The sequence below is a fragment of the Enterobacter soli genome, assembly GCF_964208575.1.
Lineage (GTDB): Bacteria > Pseudomonadota > Gammaproteobacteria > Enterobacterales > Enterobacteriaceae > Enterobacter > Enterobacter soli_A.
In genome coordinates this window covers 25,259-42,014 of sequence record NZ_CAXOFU010000012.1, presented here as the reverse complement: position 1 = coordinate 42,014, position 16,756 = coordinate 25,259, and the positions used below count along the sequence as shown (strand labels likewise).

General features: G+C 55.7%; 11 protein-coding genes. 4 read left to right on the top strand and 7 right to left on the bottom strand.

Annotation, left to right across the window (positions count from 1 at the left end):
* Nucleotides 1–144: 144 nt before the first annotated feature.
* The 4 genes from pncB (at nt 145) to aspC (ending at nt 6,056) form a co-directional block, all read left to right on the top strand.
* Nucleotides 145–1,347, top strand: coding sequence for a nicotinate phosphoribosyltransferase (gene pncB, locus AB6V08_RS13715; protein WP_368543407.1), 1,203 nt, complete (start codon nt 145–147; stop codon nt 1,345–1,347).
* Between the two features lie 166 nt (nt 1,348–1,513).
* Nucleotides 1,514–2,914 (top strand): asparagine--tRNA ligase, encoded by a 1,401-nt coding sequence (asnS, locus tag AB6V08_RS13710; RefSeq protein ID WP_368543406.1) that lies wholly within the window; start codon nt 1,514–1,516, stop codon nt 2,912–2,914.
* A gap of 606 nt (nt 2,915–3,520) precedes the next feature.
* Entirely contained in the window at nt 3,521–4,681 is a 1,161-nt protein-coding gene (locus AB6V08_RS13705; RefSeq protein WP_368543405.1) for a porin, read from the top strand.
* 184 nt (nt 4,682–4,865) lie between these two features.
* A complete protein-coding gene (aspC, locus tag AB6V08_RS13700; protein WP_368543404.1) occupies nt 4,866–6,056 on the top strand; it encodes an aspartate transaminase in 1,191 nt (396 codons plus the stop codon).
* Nucleotides 6,057–6,111: 55 nt separating this feature from the next.
* Here the strand turns inward: aspC and AB6V08_RS13695 are convergent, their stop codons facing one another.
* From AB6V08_RS13695 to cmoM, 7 genes are all read right to left on the bottom strand, one after another.
* Nucleotides 6,112–6,759: an MBL fold metallo-hydrolase gene (locus tag AB6V08_RS13695; protein ID WP_368543403.1), complete on the bottom strand. Its 648-nt coding sequence runs from the start codon at nt 6,757–6,759 to the stop codon at nt 6,112–6,114.
* Between the two features lie 20 nt (nt 6,760–6,779).
* Nucleotides 6,780–7,331: a DUF882 domain-containing protein gene (locus AB6V08_RS13690; protein WP_234673963.1), complete on the bottom strand. Its 552-nt coding sequence runs from the start codon at nt 7,329–7,331 to the stop codon at nt 6,780–6,782.
* A 176-nt stretch (nt 7,332–7,507) separates the two neighbouring features.
* Complete coding sequence (ldtD, locus tag AB6V08_RS13685) at nt 7,508–9,328, bottom strand: L,D-transpeptidase (RefSeq protein WP_368543402.1); 1,821 nt, start codon at nt 9,326–9,328, stop codon at nt 7,508–7,510.
* A gap of 180 nt (nt 9,329–9,508) precedes the next feature.
* Nucleotides 9,509–13,957, bottom strand: coding sequence for a chromosome partition protein MukB (mukB, locus tag AB6V08_RS13680; RefSeq protein WP_368543401.1), 4,449 nt, complete (start codon nt 13,955–13,957; stop codon nt 9,509–9,511).
* Entirely contained in the window at nt 13,957–14,661 is a 705-nt protein-coding gene (mukE, locus tag AB6V08_RS13675; protein WP_215723012.1) for a chromosome partition protein MukE, read from the bottom strand. Before mukE ends, mukB begins: the two co-directional genes overlap by 1 nt.
* Nucleotides 14,642–15,964: a chromosome partition protein MukF gene (mukF, locus tag AB6V08_RS13670; RefSeq protein ID WP_368543400.1), complete on the bottom strand. Its 1,323-nt coding sequence runs from the start codon at nt 15,962–15,964 to the stop codon at nt 14,642–14,644. Before mukF ends, mukE begins: the two co-directional genes overlap by 20 nt.
* Nucleotides 15,965–15,967: 3 nt before the next feature.
* Nucleotides 15,968–16,747, bottom strand: a complete 780-nt coding sequence (gene cmoM / locus AB6V08_RS13665) for a tRNA uridine 5-oxyacetic acid(34) methyltransferase CmoM (protein ID WP_368543399.1) — start codon at nt 16,745–16,747, stop codon at nt 15,968–15,970.
* Nucleotides 16,748–16,756 lie beyond the last annotated feature (9 nt).

Genomic DNA, 16,756 nt, shown 5'->3' with positions numbered 1-16,756 from the left:
TTTATATAACATGGGGCACGAAATGCTCTCGACCATAAATGCGGCTTATGTTGTGATCGGGGTTCAATAAATCACTAAACAAGGTATACTCCGGAGTTGTTTATTGTACTAAACGCTCCCGTGAGAGGATGCTACTGCGCACCTATGACTCAATTCGCTTCCCCTGTTCTGCATACGTTGCTGGATACCGATGCGTATAAACTGCATATGCAGCAAGCCGTTTTCCACCACTATTATGACGTCCACGTTGCGGCGGAGTTTCGCTGCCGGGGCGACGACTTGCTGGGCATCTACGCAGATTCCATTCGCGAACAGGTCGATGCTATGCAGCATCTGGCGCTGACAGACGACGAATACCAGTGGCTTTCAGGTCTTCCCTTCTTCAAAGCCGACTACCTCGACTGGCTGCGCGACTTCCGCTACAACCCGCAGCAGGTCACCGTCACCAATGATAACGGCAAGCTGAATATCCGTCTTGAAGGGCCGTGGCGCGAAGTGATCATGTGGGAAGTGCCGCTTCTGGCGGTGATCAGCGAGCTGGCTCACCGCTACCGTTCTCCGGAAGTGGGCGTGTCGCAGGCGGTGGCTACGCTGGAAAACAAGCTGGTTGAGTTCGCGCAGCTGACGGACAATCTGGATATGTCCCGCTTCCGCCTGATGGACTTCGGCACCCGCCGCCGCTTCTCCCGCGAGGTGCAGCAGGCTATCGTGCAACGTCTGCAGCAGGAGTCCTGGTTCGTGGGCACCAGTAATTACGATCTGGCCCGCCGCCTCGACTTAACGCCGATGGGCACCCAGGCGCACGAGTGGTTCCAGGCGCATCAGCAGATCAGCCCCGATCTGGCAACCAGCCAGCGCGCCGCGCTGGCGGCGTGGCTGGAAGAGTATCCCGACCGGCTGGGTATTGCCCTGACCGACTGCATCACCATGGATGCTTTCCTGCGCGACTTTGGGCCTGAATTTGCCGAACGCTATCAGGGTCTGCGCCACGACTCCGGGGATCCGGTTGAATGGGGTGAGAAAGCCATCGCGCATTATCAAAAGCTGGGCATCGACCCCATGAGCAAGGTGCTGGTCTTCTCTGACAACCTCGACCTGCCGAAAGCGGTCGACCTTTACCGCCATTTCTCGTCCCGCGTGAATCTCAGCTTCGGTATTGGCACCCGCTTAACCTGCGATATTCCCCAGGTAAAACCTCTGAACATCGTCATAAAACTGGTGGAATGTAACGGTAAGCCGGTGGCGAAACTGTCCGACAGCCCGGGCAAAACCATCTGCCACGACAAAGCCTTCGTGCGCGCCTTACGCAAAGCCTTCGACCTGCCTCAGGTGAAAAAAGCCAGTTAACCGCAAAAGGGAGCCTTTCGGCTCCCTTCTTCTTATTTATTTCCGATTTCTTCTCTTTTCACTGCGAAATCTGCTTGTCTGATGGCAGATGCCAGGTAACATAGATATCCCCCGTATTAAGGGTGAACAAGTACCTATTTTTCCGACTATTAACAGAGAGAATATTATGAGCGTTGTGCCTGTAGCCGACGTACTCCAGGGCCGTGTCGCCGTTGACCAAGAAGTCACCGTGCGCGGATGGGTGCGTACCCGCCGAGATTCTAAAGCTGGCATCTCCTTCCTCGCCGTCTATGACGGTTCCTGCTTTGATCCTGTACAGGCCGTCATTAATAATTCTCTGCCCAATTACAATGATGACGTTCTGCACCTGACGACCGGCTGCTCCGTTATTGTTACCGGCGTGGTCGTTGCCTCTCCAGGCCAGGGCCAGAGCTTTGAAATCCAGGCATCCGCCATTGAAGTGACCGGCTGGGTTGAAGATCCTGACACCTACCCGATGGCGGCAAAACGCCACAGCATCGAGTACCTGCGTGAAGTGGCGCACCTGCGTCCGCGCACCAACCTGATTGGTGCGGTGGCTCGCGTTCGTCATACGCTGGCACAGGCGCTGCATCGCTTCTTCGACGAGCAGGGTTACTTCTGGGTGTCTACCCCGCTGATCACCGCCTCCGATACCGAAGGCGCCGGTGAGATGTTCCGCGTCTCCACGCTGGATCTGGAAAACCTGCCGCGCACGCCGGAAGGCAAAGTCGATTTCGACAAAGACTTCTTCGGTAAAGAAGCCTTCCTGACGGTGTCCGGCCAGCTCAACGGCGAAACTTACGCCTGTGCGCTGTCCAAGATCTACACCTTCGGCCCAACCTTCCGCGCGGAAAACTCCAACACCAGCCGTCACCTGGCGGAATTCTGGATGCTGGAGCCGGAAGTGGCGTTTGCCGATCTGAACGACGTTGCGGGTCTGGCAGAAGCGATGCTGAAGTACGTGTTCAAGGCGGTTCTGGAAGAACGCGCTGACGACATGAAATTCTTCGCAGAGCGTGTTGATAACGATGCGATTGCGCGTCTGGAGCGTTTTGTTTCGGCGGACTTCGCGCAGGTGGATTACACCGACGCGGTTGCCATCCTTGAAAAATGCGGTGAAAAGTTCGAGAACCCGGTTTACTGGGGCGTCGATCTCTCCTCCGAGCATGAACGTTACCTGGCAGAGAAGCACTTCAAAGCGCCGGTGGTAGTGAAAAACTATCCGAAAGACATTAAGGCCTTCTACATGCGCCTTAACGAAGACGGTAAAACCGTTGCGGCGATGGACGTGCTGGCGCCGGGCATCGGTGAAATCATCGGTGGCTCTCAGCGTGAAGAGCGTCTGGACGTGCTGGATGCCCGTATGGAAGAGATGGGCCTGAACCCGGCTGACTACAGCTGGTATCGCGACCTGCGTCGCTACGGCACCGTGCCACACTCCGGTTTCGGCCTGGGCTTTGAGCGTCTGATCGCTTACGTGACCGGCGTTCAGAACGTGCGTGACGTGATTCCATTCCCGCGTACTCCGCGTAACGCAAGCTTCTAATCCCGCGTTAATAAAAATGGCCAGCAGCTGCTGGCCATTATTTTATTCTGTATTGTCAGTTTTCGTCAGCCAGAAGTAAGCAACTTTAAACTACAACCCCGCTGAAACACCTACCTGTTACGTTTTATTTCCACGAAACATCTGTGAACAAAAAATAGACCACAGTCTTATTGCGCTTAATACACTTCTTAAGCATTAGCACAATTTTCAACCAATTTTTAGCCATCCAGAAGTCCTCTCACAGTCATAAGAAAAAATGAGTCGTTTAACTTCTGTTTATACGAATTGCCTTTATCTAAAATAAATATAAGCAATTCATATATATAGGAATCAAGCTGGCTTTATTTTCGCCAACCCGTTCTGAAATTTGAGGTGCTTCACAAAGTTCCTCAAATTACATATTTGCTTACACATTATTTCTTTTTGTTACTCAATCTTGAGAATTGTAGCATTTTCACGCTAGCGAAACGGTTCTATGAATGGAAAGATGCCTGTCAGATACATAAAGACACCAAACTCTCATCAATAGTTCCGGAAATATTTATTGACAGAATTTATTGACGGCAGTGGCGAGTGTCATAAAAAAACCTATGAGGGTAATAAATAATGATGAAGCGCAATATTCTGGCAGTGGTTATCCCTGCTCTGCTGGTAGCTGGTGCAGCTAACGCTGCAGAAATCTATAACAAAAACGCTAACAAGCTGGACTTCTACGGTAAAGCTGTAGGTGAGCACATCTGGACCACCAACGGTGACACCAGCAATGAAGACACCACCTATGCCCGTATTGGTTTCAAAGGTGAAACCCAGATCAATGACCAGATCACTGGTTACGGTCAGTGGGAATACAACATGGACGCGTCCAACGCTGAAGGTTCTCAGGGTACTAAAACCCGTCTGGCATTTGCTGGTCTGAACTTCGGTGACGCAGGCTCCCTGGACTACGGCCGTAACTACGGCGCAATTTACGACGCAGCGGCATATACCGATATGCTGGTTGAGTGGGGCGGCGACTCATGGGTTGCAACTGACAACTTCATGAACGGTCGTGCTTCTGGCCTGCTGACCTACCGTAACAAAAACTTCTTCGGCCTGGTTGATGGCCTGAGCTTCGCCCTGCAGTATCAGGGTAAAAACGAGCGCAGCAACGCAGTTGCAGCCACCTACTCCGACAACGGTCAGCTGATCAACGTTGGCCGCGGCGGTAACGGCGCTAAAGGTAACGGCGACGGCTTCAGCTCCTCTGTTCAGTACGAACTGGGTGAAGGCTTCGCGCTGGCAGCAGGTTATGAAACTGCTGACCGTACCAACGAGCAGGTTGCAGCTGGCACCTCTGCTGACTGGGCAAGCGCAGGCGGCGATCGTGCAGAAGCATGGTCTACTGCTGCTAAGTACGATGCTAACAACATCTACGCAGCGGTTCAGTACGCTGAAACTACCAACATGACTCGTGAAGCTGACAACAACTTCGCAAACAAAACTCAGAACATCGAAGCCGTTGTTCAGTACCAGTTCGACTTCGGTCTGCGTCCATCCCTGGGCTACGTCCAGTCTAAAGGTAAAGACCTGATCGCTCGTGGCACCTTCAACGGTGGCGATGCTGACCTGGTGAAATACATCGAAGTGGGTACCTGGTACTACTTCAACAAGAACATGAACGTGTACGCTGCGTACAAATTCAACCTGCTGGACGACAACTCCTACTCTGAATCTGCTGGTCTGGCGACCGACGATCAGGCAGCGGTTGGTATCGTTTACCAGTTCTAATCAGTACACCACTTTGTTATATGCTTGAGAAACAGGGCTTCGGCCCTGTTTTTTTATGCCTGAAAGCAAAAAATGGCGACTTTTGAAAAGCCGCACGCTTTTCGTCGCAAACGGTTGGCATTTTGTAAATCTACCGTTAACCTGATAGCGGATTTCACTTCTGTAATCACAATGGAACTTCGTCATGTTTGAGAACATTACCGCCGCTCCTGCCGACCCGATTCTGGGCCTGGCCGATCTGTTTCGTGCCGACGACCGCCCTGGCAAAATCAACCTGGGTATTGGTGTATATAAAGATGAAACCGGCAAAACCCCGGTACTGACCAGCGTTAAAAAAGCGGAACAGTATCTGCTGGAAAACGAAACCACCAAGAATTACCTCGGTATTGATGGTATCCCTGAATTTGGTCGTTGCACTCAGGAACTGCTGTTCGGAAAAGGCAACGCGATCGTTAGCGATAAACGTGCCCGCACGGCGCAGACCCCTGGCGGTACCGGCGCGCTGCGCGTAGCGGCGGATTTCCTGGCGAAAAACACCTCCGTTAAGCGCGTGTGGGTGAGCAACCCTAGCTGGCCGAACCACAAAAGCGTCTTTAACTCTGCGGGTCTGGAAGTGCGTGAATACGCCTACTATGACGCTGCAAACCACTCTCTTGACTTCGACGGCCTGCTGGCGAGCCTGAACGAAGCGCAGGCTGGCGACGTGGTGCTGTTCCACGGCTGCTGCCACAACCCAACCGGGATCGATCCAACTCTGGAGCAGTGGGAACAGCTGGCTAAGCTGTCCGTTGAAAAAGGCTGGCTGCCGCTGTTTGACTTTGCTTATCAGGGCTTCGCGCGTGGTCTGGAAGAAGATGCTGAAGGCCTGCGCGCGTTCGCAGCCGTGCACCAGGAACTGATTGTTGCCAGCTCCTATTCCAAGAACTTTGGCCTGTACAACGAGCGTGTAGGCGCCTGTACTCTGGTTGCCGCTGACGAACAAACCGTTGACCGCGCATTCAGCCAGATGAAATCCGTTATCCGCGCTAACTACTCTAACCCGCCGGCTCACGGTGCTTCCGTTGTTGCGACCATCCTCAGCAACGATGCGCTGCGCGCTATCTGGGAACAAGAGCTGAACGATATGCGCCAGCGCATTCAGCGTATGCGTCTGCTGTTCGTGAACACCCTTGCAGAGAAAGGTGCCGATCGCGATTTCAGCTTCATCATCAAACAGAACGGTATGTTCTCCTTCAGCGGCCTGACCAAAGAGCAGGTTCTGCGTCTGCGTGAAGAGTTTGGTGTGTATGCGGTTGCTTCCGGTCGCGTTAACGTTGCGGGCATGACGCCGGACAACATGGCGCCGCTGTGTGAAGCTATCGTCGCCGTGCTGTAATCAACGCGGAATACAAAAAAGCCTGCTTAACGCAGGCTTTTTTATTTAATCGGATTTACCAGACGGGCATTTCATCCTGAAGGAACGGGTTGTGTAAACGCTCATAACCCAGCGTCGACATCGGGCCATGTCCAGGAATAAACGTCACGTCATCACCCAGCGGCAATAATTTCTGTTTAATCGACTGAATCAGCTGACCGTGGTCGCCGCGCGGGAAATCGCTGCGTCCTACGCCGCCTTTGAAAATCACATCGCCGGAAATCAGCAGCTGCGACTTATCATCAAAGAAGACGATATGGCCTGGCGTATGCCCAGGACAATGCAACACCTGTAAAGTCACATTCCCTACGGTAACGCTATCCCCTTCGTTCAGCCAGCGATCGGGCGTCAGCGGTTGACACTCATCAAGACCAAACATGCGGCTTTGGGCAGGTAACCCTTGCAGCCAGAACTCATCTTCTTTTTCCGGGCCAATCACCGGCACGCCATAGTGTTGCGCCAGCTCTGCCGCAGCCCCCACATGGTCGAGATGCCCATGGGTAAGCAAAATTTGCATCAGCGTCACGCCGGACGCTGCGACTTCTTGCTTGATTTTCTCGGCGTCACCACCGGGATCGACAAGCGCGGCCAGTTTGGTTTGCTCACACCAGATAAGCGAACAGTTCTGGGAGAACGCGGTAACCGGAATAATACGATAGTTCATACTGCTCCTGTATTTCGTTATTACCAGTGCCGAACCGGCCCGGTATCAATATGTACAAAGTTGCTGCTGGGGTAATATCCTACACCACCTGCACGCATAGATAACGCAGCTTTGCGAATATTGGCTAACGAAACACCTTCAATATGGAAATCCATTGCCTGTCCTTTGGTGTGATAGCTTTTTTTCGCTACACCACGGCTATGGGCGCGCAGTTCATTATTGGTATCAAGGGAACGATAGCCAGAAATAAGCTGCACGGGCTTGCTGGTTCCAAGCAGGCCCTGGAGGCGGAAAAGCTGATCGAATAATCCAGGATCGATGGCTTTTATTTTATTCGCGCGGAAATCACGGAAAAAGTGGTTTAGTTTTGCTAATTCATCCTGAATATAGCCTCTGCCATCGAAAAACTCCGCCTTAAGCGACTCACCGGTGTGAAGATTGTTGAGCGTTAAAATACGCGGACGAGGTGTCGAGAGGGTGGCAAATGCTGGCGTAGGCAAGATGGCCGCCGCGCCGAGCGCGACACCACCTAACGCCAGCAGTTTGCGGCGATTAGCGTCAAATTTGTCCATGATAATCAGGTCTACAGGTCAATGTTTATCGTAAATATGCTTAGCGCACGAAGGGCACCATAACTGGCAAAGCCACCTGCGTCAAGGCGCCCAACCCCAGGAAATATGCGGCCTGTAGCCTCACAGCCGCATATTCACCCTAACTTACGACAATCGTTTTCCCAGAACTGCTTCATTTACCTGATTAATTGTTCAGCTTTTGGCAAAATTTGTGCGCTCGATCGCGCGATGAGATCGTAATTGTAAATATCTGTACGATATTGGGTACGCCCGTCTTCGCCAACAAACGCGGTCAGATAGTAAAGATTGACCGGAATATTGTGTCGAATATTCACGTAGCGCGTGTCCCCCTGCTTGAGAGCATCCGAAATCCGCGTATCGTTCCAGCCCGCATCCTGCAGCAACATATTCGCCAGTTCCGACGCTTTATTGACGCGAACGCAGCCGGAACTCAGCGCGCGGGTATCTTTCTGGAACAGGTTGTGGTTTGGCGTATCGTGCAGATAAATGGCATCCGAACTCGGCATGTTGAACTTGTAACGCCCCAGCGAGTTATGCGCACCCGGCGCCTGCTGGAAGCGGAACGGCAGGTTCGACGCCGTGATCGTAGACCAGTCGACCATGTAAGGGTCAATCGCCTCTTTACTGTTCCAGCCGCGCATCACGGTATAGCCATGACGCTCCAGATAGCCCGGATCGTTCCACAGCTTCGGCAGAATATCCTTGCGGGCGAGCGTTGGCGGCACGTTCCACGGCGGGTTTACCACCACGTTATTCAGCGCGCTGCTCATCATCGGCGTTTTACGATCCGGACGACCCACAATCACGCGGGACGCCAGCACCTCGCTTCCGTTCTGGTAATAGACCAGCGAATACGCCGGGATATTGACCATAATGCCGGTGGAGAGCGTGCCCGGCAGCAGACGCAGACGCTGGATATTTAGCGCCAGCACCCCCGCGCGCTGCGCAGGAGAGACATTCAGCCAGTCACGCGTTGACTGCCCTATCACCCCATCAGCGCCCAGCCCTTGTGCGGCCTGGAACTGCTTAACGGCCGCCACCAGCTCGCGATCGTAGGCCGCGGGTTTGTCGCTGGCCTGCGGTTTCTTCTCTTTAACCGGTGCGGAAGGGCTGACCACCGCGCTCTGCGGCTCGTCCCCCGGCAGGGCAATTTTCGGCCCGCTTTCCATCGCGCCGGAGCGTTTGAGGATTTCACGCAGGGCCGGAACATCGCTGCTCCACTGCCCCGGACGCAGCGACCCCGTCCCGCGCAGCTGCGGCCACGGACGGGAATCCGCCACCAGGGTCAGCAGGGACTGATGCATCGTCGCGTACTGCGGATGCGCCGGCGCCAGGCTCGCGACAAAGCGCGGCAGCTCGCCGTTATCCAGCGACAGCTGCCACTGGTTGATCACCGACAGCGCGGGCGTCGCCAGCTTGTAAGGTTTGTCGCTGTACAGCCAGCGATTGCCGTTGACCGGAATACCCGCCACAAACTGCAGGTAGCCCATCATGGCATCGGACAGCACCACGTCGCGGGCCTGCCCGGTGACTGACGGATCGGTCAGCAGCTCAACCCAGGCGGTAAACTGCGGCTGGAAACCGGCAATCGCCACCTCTGCCAGCTGCTGCTGGAATGCGCGCACCGCATCGCGATTTTCCCACATGGGCTTCATGTCGCGCGCAGCGTAGAGGAGCGTGAGTTGATTGAGATACGCAGGCTTATAGCCGGAAGGCAGACCGGTAAGGAGCTGCTGCTGGAGCGACTCAATATTGATGCCCTCCGGCAGCGGTCGAATACCCGCCATAATGGCCGTCGCGGGAGACTGCTCCAGCGGTTGTGATAATGACGTTGGCTGATTCCCCACACTGGCGGAACTGTCAACCGGAACGATTTCAGGCTCATCGGCCTGCGCGCTGAACAGCGGAGCAAACATCACTGTCAGGCACAAACTCAGCGCAGACAGCTGACGACCACGATTTTTCTTTAGCAACATCCCTTGCCCCCTGTTTTCTTACGACATGCCCATCACATTGGGGCTTCTCTTTAGTATAGGAAGGCATAAAACCTGTTGCCTGTCCTTATGTAAAGAAGTTTAAAGATAACGCAGCCGTAAGCACAAGTTAAGTGAATAAAAAAAGCGGCGCTCCAGCGCCGCTTTTGGTAACAAAACGCGTTAAGACGCGTCGGCGGTTCCCGGTAATGACTCCGGCGGCTGCGGCGCAAAGCCACGCAGTCCGACAACGTGCACGTGTTCACTGTTCTGGAAGACTTTACGCACCAGCTTGTAGGTCGTGCCTTTTTCCGGACTGATGTTTTCAGGCGCCGCGATAATCAGCTGCATATCAAGACGATCGCACAGCTCAAACAGCGTCGCGATTGAGCGGGCATCCAGACGCGCCGCCTCATCGAGGAACAGCAGGCGGCATGGGGAGATGTCTTTGCCGCGCAGGCGGCGCGCTTCATCTTCCCAGCTCTGGACAACCATCACCAGAATCGACATACCGGTACCGATCGCTTCACCCGTCGACAGCGCGCCGGATTCCGCACGCAGCCAGCCGTCAGAACCACGGTTAACCTCAACTTCCATTTCCAGATAGTTACGGTAATCCAGCAGCTCTTCACCGATGGTTTGCGGCGTGCGCTGGCCCATATCGATCTGCGGATTCAGGCGCTGGTACAGTTTCGCTAGCGCTTCCGAGAAGGTCAGGCGGTTGCTATTGAACAGATCCTGATGCTGCTCGTGCTGCTCAGACAGCACATCCAGCAGCGTGGAATGCGCTTCACGCACGTTCACGTTCAGACGCACGCTGTTCACCTGGCCGAAGGAGACGCTCTGCAGGCCCTGGTTAAGCTGGCGAATACGGTTCTGCTCGCGCTGGATCGTCTTACGAATGATGTTCGCCACGCTTCGGGAACTGATCGCCAGCTTCTGCTCGCGGGAGGTCAGCTCTTCCGTCAGGCGGCTCAGCTCAATTTCCATCTGTTCGATGGCTTCAACCGGATCGTCGGTACGGATGATGTCCTGACGAATACGCTCGCGTAAGTGCTGATAAACCGCCACGAAGAACTGAATTTTACGTTCCGGACGCTTTGGATCTTCCGACATGCGCAGCACGTCGCGCAGATGTTCGTTATCCGCCACCGCCAGACGCAGCGCACCCAATGCCTTATCCGACATGGACCGCAGCTCATCGCCGGAGAGATAGGCCAGTTCGCGACGGTGCAGGCGACGCTCAACGCCGTTGTCTTTCACCATCCGCATTACCGCACACCAGCCCGCTTTTGCAGTAACAACCTGCTCGCGCATTTCATGGTAATCGCGCTCCAGCTTGCGCAGGCGACGGGTCAGGTTATCCATCTCCGCCTCGCAGAAGGTCAGCGCTTTTTCCAGCTGATTGCGGCGCGCGCGGTTGTTGCTGAGCTGGCTATGCAGCTCGTCGCGGCGAATGCGCGCGCGCTCTTCCGCGCCGCTGTCGGCACGCACACCGATGTCCTGCAGCTCTTTATGCAGGTCGTTTAACAGCTCTTTCTTGGTATCGAACGAACTTTTCAGGGATGCCATCACCTGGCTGTACTGGCTCAGCTGAGCGGCGTGGCTACGCATGGCTTCACGGGCGCGGGTACGTTCCGCTTCTGCCTGCTCAAGACGCTGGCGCAGTTTCTCGTTGAGATCGCTGTTACCGCTCAGCATTTCAGCCGAATCGGAATAGCCGAAGTGGGCACGGCGCTGCACAACTTCCGTCAGGGCGAATGCCTGCTGACGCGCTTCGCGCTGCACCTGCTGAGACCAGGCGTAGTCCTCTTTTAACTGTTCAAACTGCTCCGGATCGCTTTGCAGCACTGAAACCACCGGCTCCAGCTTCGCCAGCTGGTTGCCGTACTGCTGCACAAAGCGCGCGGCTTCCTGCGCTTCGTCCAGGCGCTCCTGAATTTCATCCACGCGGTCGGCCAGCGTATCGTCCGCCAGCAGGTTCAGGCGCGGCAGAATGCGGTTAAGCGCGGCAACGCCCTCTTTCGCCTGTTCAAACTGCACGCGGCTTTGCTGGTTATCATTTTCATGATTGGCGATCGCACGCTCCAGCTCGCCGCGACGGGTGTTGAGCTTGCGAATTTCCGCTTCCGGATCGGCTTCGAAGGCTACCGCCAGATGGCTGCCGATAAAGCGGCTAAAGGCCTGATGCAGACGCTGGGTTTTCTGTACGTCAAACGACAGCGTGGCAAAGCGCTCAGAGAGCGTTTCACGCTCGGCATGCAGGCTTTCGATGCGGTTTTCACGCGCCGCGCGGCCAAACAGCGGCAGTTCAGGGAAGCGCGAGTAGCGCCACTGGCGGTCGGCGATTTTCACCACCACCGCTTTTTCCAGCTCATCAACGCTGAACACGCTGTCATCGAATGACTGCGGATCCCCTTCGATCAGATAGAGATCTTCCGGGCAATCTTCCAGACCGGCAAGCTGCTCGGAAATCAGAGACAGATCCGGCACCACAATTGCGTTACGGGACGGGCCGTAAAGCGCGGAGAAGTACGGCGCGTCGTCCAGACCAACATCGTCGTAAATTTCGGACAGCAGCACGCCGCCGAAACGTTCCGCCAGGGTATTCAGGCGCGCATCTTCCGCACCGCCCGGCTGGCTCAAACGTTCAATCTCTTCGTCAACTTCACGTTTACGCGCGCCCACTTCGTCGCGCTCAACAATTGCTTCGCGCTCGCGCTCGAGCAGCTGCTGCAGGTATTCGGTGACGTCCTGGCTGGACGTAAACTCTTCGCCGCACTGCTCGCTGAGCTGGCTCAGGCTGCTCTGCGCGGCAAGCCAGATTGGCGCGCGCTGTAGCAGCGTCTGCGAGCGGGACTGGAGCTGCTCCATCTCCTGACGCAGGTTCATGCGCTGTTCGCTGGCGCTGGAAACGGAGTCAGAAAGTGCGGCAATACGCGCTTCCAGCTCCTGATGCAGCGCTTCAAGATCGTCAATATCGACCCGTTTGCCCTGACGCTTGCAGAATTCCGCCAGCAGACGCTCGGCTTCCTGCTGCTCGCGCAGACGCTGTTCCAGCTCGTTCAGACGCATACGCAGCGGCTGAACCTGCTCGGCCAGATGGCGCTGGTTTACGCCATCACGCAGCAGCTCGCGGGCCGTTTGCCAGGCTTCGCTACGCGCAACCGGGCCGTTAATGGCCACGACGAGCTGATACGCCTGCTCAAACTGGCTGTGCGCGGTTTGCGCCACGCTCATTTTCTGATCCAGAGAGAGCAGTTTTTCGGTGGCTTCCTGCTCTTTCGCCTGGAACGTATCCAGCCACTCGTCGGCGCTCTCTGGCGTTAAGTCCGGCAGGTGGCACAGCTCTTTCGCGCGCTGAAGCGCCTGCAGCGCCTGGTTGTACTGGATAGCGCGGGTCTGCTGCACGTCCAGCGCCTGCTGGTAATCGGCGAGCTGGCTTTTCAGCTCATCCACTTCCAGCTCGGCGGCTTCGGCGCGGGCTTCGTTCTCTTCCTGCATGTCGGCGGCTTCGGCCACCACTTCATTTTGTTCTTCGAGGCGGATCTGCAGCTCATCGAGGTCGGCTTCATAGCGCTCGATTTTTTCCTGCTGACGCAGCGCGGTTTGCACCAGGTTCAGGTGGTCGCTGGCGGCCTGATAATCGGCTTCCAGATCCCCTTCCGCCCCGTTGTGCTCGCCCAGCTCGCGCGCCATTTCGACATGCTTATACTGTTCGGCCACCAGCTGCTTACGGGAGGTAAACAGCTCGCGACGGTACTCAAGCGCCTGATCCAGATGAATACGGCGCTCGTTGGCGTGACGCATGTAGTCCGCCGCCACATAGTTGGTGGCTTCGCTGATCAGATGCTTGAACAGGTCGCGGTCAGACTGGGTGACGCGAATCGCTTCCAGCGTCATTCGGTTTTCACGCAGCGCCGCTTCCATGTCCTGGAAAGCCTTACGCACGCCGCTGTTTTCCGGCAGCAGGTAGTCGCGCAGCGAGCGGGTAATGGCGCTGGAAATACCGCCGTACAGGGAGGCTTCAATCAGACGATAGTATTTACTGCGATCGGACGCGGTACGCAGACGACGCGCCACCACGCCCAGATCGAACATCAGGGAGTGGTAATCGGTAATCGAGTTAAACTGCTTGAACTGCACGCCTTCGATGGTTTCGAGCTTGTCTTTCAGCTCCTGCAGCGTCAGCACGCGCGCCTGGCGCTCGTTCAGGGTTTCGGTCAGCAGCGCGGTTGGCTGCATAGAGGTTGGCAGCCCCTGAATGGCAAAGGGTTTGATATCCACTTTGCGGTCGCGGCCTGCAACCTGTTGCAAACGCACGCCCACCACCACGCGCTGGTGACGGGAGTTGATGACGTCGAGAACGGAATAACAGACGCCGGCTTTCAGCTTACCGTGCAGACCTTTATCGCGAGAGCCGCTCGTGGCGCCCGCCTCGGTGGTGTTACGGAAGTGCAGCAGCGTCAGGTCAGGGATCAGCGCCGTAACGAATGCCGCCATGGTGGTGGATTTACCCGCACCGTTACCGCCGGAGAGCGTTGTTACCAGCTCATCCAGATCGAAGGTTCGGGCAAAGAAGCCGTTCCAGTTAATCAGCGTTAGTGAGCGAAATTTACCGCGTTCAATCATTACTCTTCCTCCCCGCTATCCGGCTGATTCTCTTCGTGCTCGTCATTGAGCTGTAAATGGTTTTCTACCGGCATCGCTTCACCGTCGCGGATCATGCGCAGCTGCGCTTCACGGGCATCGTCACCCGCGCGCACGTCGGCGCCAAAGCGGAAGACTGATTCGGTGATGCGGAATTTGCTGCTGTCATGGCCCATAAACCAGACCATGCCCAGACGACGCAGACGGTTCAGGGAAGAGCGAACTTTTTCCTGCAATTTCTGACGGTCAAGGTCGGAGCCTGTTGAACGGTTATTGACCAGCTTCAACAGCTTGCTTTCATCCGCCAGCGCCAGCAGCTCATCGTAGAGCTCCTGCTGGGTGAAGATCCCTTCGTTAGCCAGACGTTCCGGGCTGAGATAGAGGTAGCAGAGGATCTTGCCGACCATCATGTCCAGCTCGGAGAGCACCGAACGCGGGATAAGCGTGGTGGAGCGCGGGCGCAGATAGAAGAACCCTTCCGGGGCGCGGATCAGCTCAACGTTATAGCGCGCGTAAAACTCTTCCAGATATTCCTGGAAGTCCATCAAAAAGGCGTGATTGTCCAGCTCGTCAAGGCCAATGTGACGACCGGCACGCAGCTGGCTGTCCAGCGCCGGAAACAACGGATTCGCCAGCGCCTGTGCCAGCTTCACTGGCATCACTTGTTCAATATTTGTCAATGACATGCGCCTGTACCTTGGCTCCGTAATCGTTAATTGGCTGCCATTTCGGCGGCAGGCCGGTGAAATCTGCTTGTGCTACGCCCAGGCGGACCGCCTGATCGACCACAATGCGTGCAATATCGAAATGACGCGCCCGCGGATATTGGGCGAGATAGTCGCGCACCACGAGACCAAGATCCAGCGGCACTTGTCTGGTTTTATAAACCGCGAGCTGTTCTTCGATCATCGCCGCAAGTTGTTCACGAATTTCGTTGAATTCTTCGTACTCAAGATCCGGTGGAAGCTCACCCGTCACCTCTTCGTCGCGCAGCGCCATCTCTTCGTCACGCATATCGAGCAGACGATCGGCGTTGGCGTAGGTCAATGCCCACGGCGCGTCGAAATAGGTTTGTACCGACTGGCGCAGACGCTGGGCGAAGACGCGGTTTTTATCCATATCGATCGCGGTACGGATAAATTTGTGAACGTGACGGTCGTAGCCGATCCACAGGTCAATCGACTGCTGGCCCCAGCTGATAATGCGGTCAAGCTTGCTTTGCAGATCGAAGACCAGGCGGTCGATAAAGTGCAGATCGTCATGGGCAAGCGTTGCATCCTGGATGCGCAGCAGGTTTGCCTGGAGCTTGTCGCCCGCCGCTTCCAGCGTATCCTGCAACTCGCGCAGCGTACCGGAGGTTTCGGAGAGCAAAAGTTCGCAGCTGGAGATCGCCGCGCGCCAGTCTTTGTTCAGCAGCTGCGCGATATCATCTTTTACCTGCTGCTGCTGCTCGTCCATCAGACGCTGGGTCAGGTCGATGCTGTCGAAGATTTCCGCCACCGAGTATTTCAGCGGCGCGTAGACATTGCGGTGCCAGTGGAACTCATCGCCGTTTTCGTCCGCCGCATCCGCCGCGCGCTTCAGCTCGCCCGCAACAATGGACAGCTGCATAGAGAGGCGCAGCGTGGAGAATTCGCGCTGACGAATGTAGTAGTCGGTGATCCCGATGCCCAGGGGCGTCAGGCGATAGATGGCGTTTCCTTCCGCCTGCTCGCTGGTAAAGCGGTTCAGCAGACGTTGACGCACCATGTCGTTAATCGCGTTGTTGGCACGCACGCTAATGGTTTCGCTGGTTTGCTCAAACGCATCACTGACGTGGCGGAACGCATCCACCAGTTCACCCTCGCTCATTTCCCCATCCAGACGCTCGCCGTTCAGCGTGGCAACCGCCAGCAGGAACGAAAGCCGGTCAACCGGCAGCGTAATGGAGAAATCGTTTTTCCTGGCCCAGGCAACCAGTTCGGGGACTGTCTGGGAAAATTCACTCATAGGTTATCCTTGCATCTGCGGTTTATACGCAGTGACGTGAATATAACGGCCAAGGCTCACATACGGCTCCTGGCGGCAATACCGCGTTTCTATTTCAGTTAAAGCGTCTAAGCAGTCATGCTGCTTTTGTTTATCGCGCAGATAATCATGAAACACCCTGACGCCCGTTTTCCCGGTAATTTTCCAGCCGATCTCCTCCAGCCAGCCGTAAACCTGCTGGGGATCGCGCGGGAAATCCGGCGAAAGCGTGCGTCGTTTCTTTTTATACATACCCTGCTGGACATAACCGAAATTACCCACCAGCACGTTACGCATCAACAGACCGTTTGCATTGTAGAACATCAGCGAGAGCGCACCGCCCGGGCACAATACCGACCACAGTGTTTTTAATACGTCTTGCGGCTCGGCGACCCATTCGAGCACAGCATGAAACAATATCAGATCAACCTGAGTTTCCAAATGCTGTGCAATATCCTGAGCGGCGCATTGTATAAAATGCATGTTGTCGCTCACACCTTTCTCTTCCGCCGCGCGTTTTGCCCTCGCGACCATCTCAGCAGAAAGATCGCAAAGCGTGACGTGATGACCGCGTTCAGCCATCAGGATGGCGGTCTGGCCTTCGCCTCCGCCAGCATCAAGCACGCGCAATTTACGGTCGCCGAAGGAGTCCAGAATCACGTCCAGATCCTGCCAGAGGATCGTCTGGCGCAGCTGGCCTTTGGTGGTGCCATAAATGTTGCGCGAAAACTTTTCCGCGATGTCATCAAAATTGCGATCCCGCATTGGGAGAGT

What these genes read in the sequence shown, in the direction of transcription:
- pncB (WP_368543407.1), top strand. Translation starts at nt 145, where the DNA reads ATGACTCAATTCGCTTCCCCTGTTCTGCATACGTTGCTGGATACCGAT.
- asnS (WP_368543406.1), top strand. Translation starts at nt 1,514, where the DNA reads ATGAGCGTTGTGCCTGTAGCCGACGTACTCCAGGGCCGTGTCGCCGTT.
- AB6V08_RS13705 (WP_368543405.1), top strand. Translation starts at nt 3,521, where the DNA reads ATGATGAAGCGCAATATTCTGGCAGTGGTTATCCCTGCTCTGCTGGTA.
- aspC (WP_368543404.1), top strand. Translation starts at nt 4,866, where the DNA reads ATGTTTGAGAACATTACCGCCGCTCCTGCCGACCCGATTCTGGGCCTG.
- AB6V08_RS13695 (WP_368543403.1), bottom strand. Translation starts at nt 6,759, where the DNA reads ATGAACTATCGTATTATTCCGGTTACCGCGTTCTCCCAGAACTGTTCG.
- AB6V08_RS13690 (WP_234673963.1), bottom strand. Translation starts at nt 7,331, where the DNA reads ATGGACAAATTTGACGCTAATCGCCGCAAACTGCTGGCGTTAGGTGGT.
- ldtD (WP_368543402.1), bottom strand. Translation starts at nt 9,328, where the DNA reads ATGTTGCTAAAGAAAAATCGTGGTCGTCAGCTGTCTGCGCTGAGTTTG.
- mukB (WP_368543401.1), bottom strand. Translation starts at nt 13,957, where the DNA reads ATGATTGAACGCGGTAAATTTCGCTCACTAACGCTGATTAACTGGAAC.
- mukE (WP_215723012.1), bottom strand. Translation starts at nt 14,661, where the DNA reads ATGTCATTGACAAATATTGAACAAGTGATGCCAGTGAAGCTGGCACAG.
- mukF (WP_368543400.1), bottom strand. Translation starts at nt 15,964, where the DNA reads ATGAGTGAATTTTCCCAGACAGTCCCCGAACTGGTTGCCTGGGCCAGG.
- cmoM (WP_368543399.1), bottom strand. Translation starts at nt 16,747, where the DNA reads ATGCGGGATCGCAATTTTGATGACATCGCGGAAAAGTTTTCGCGCAAC.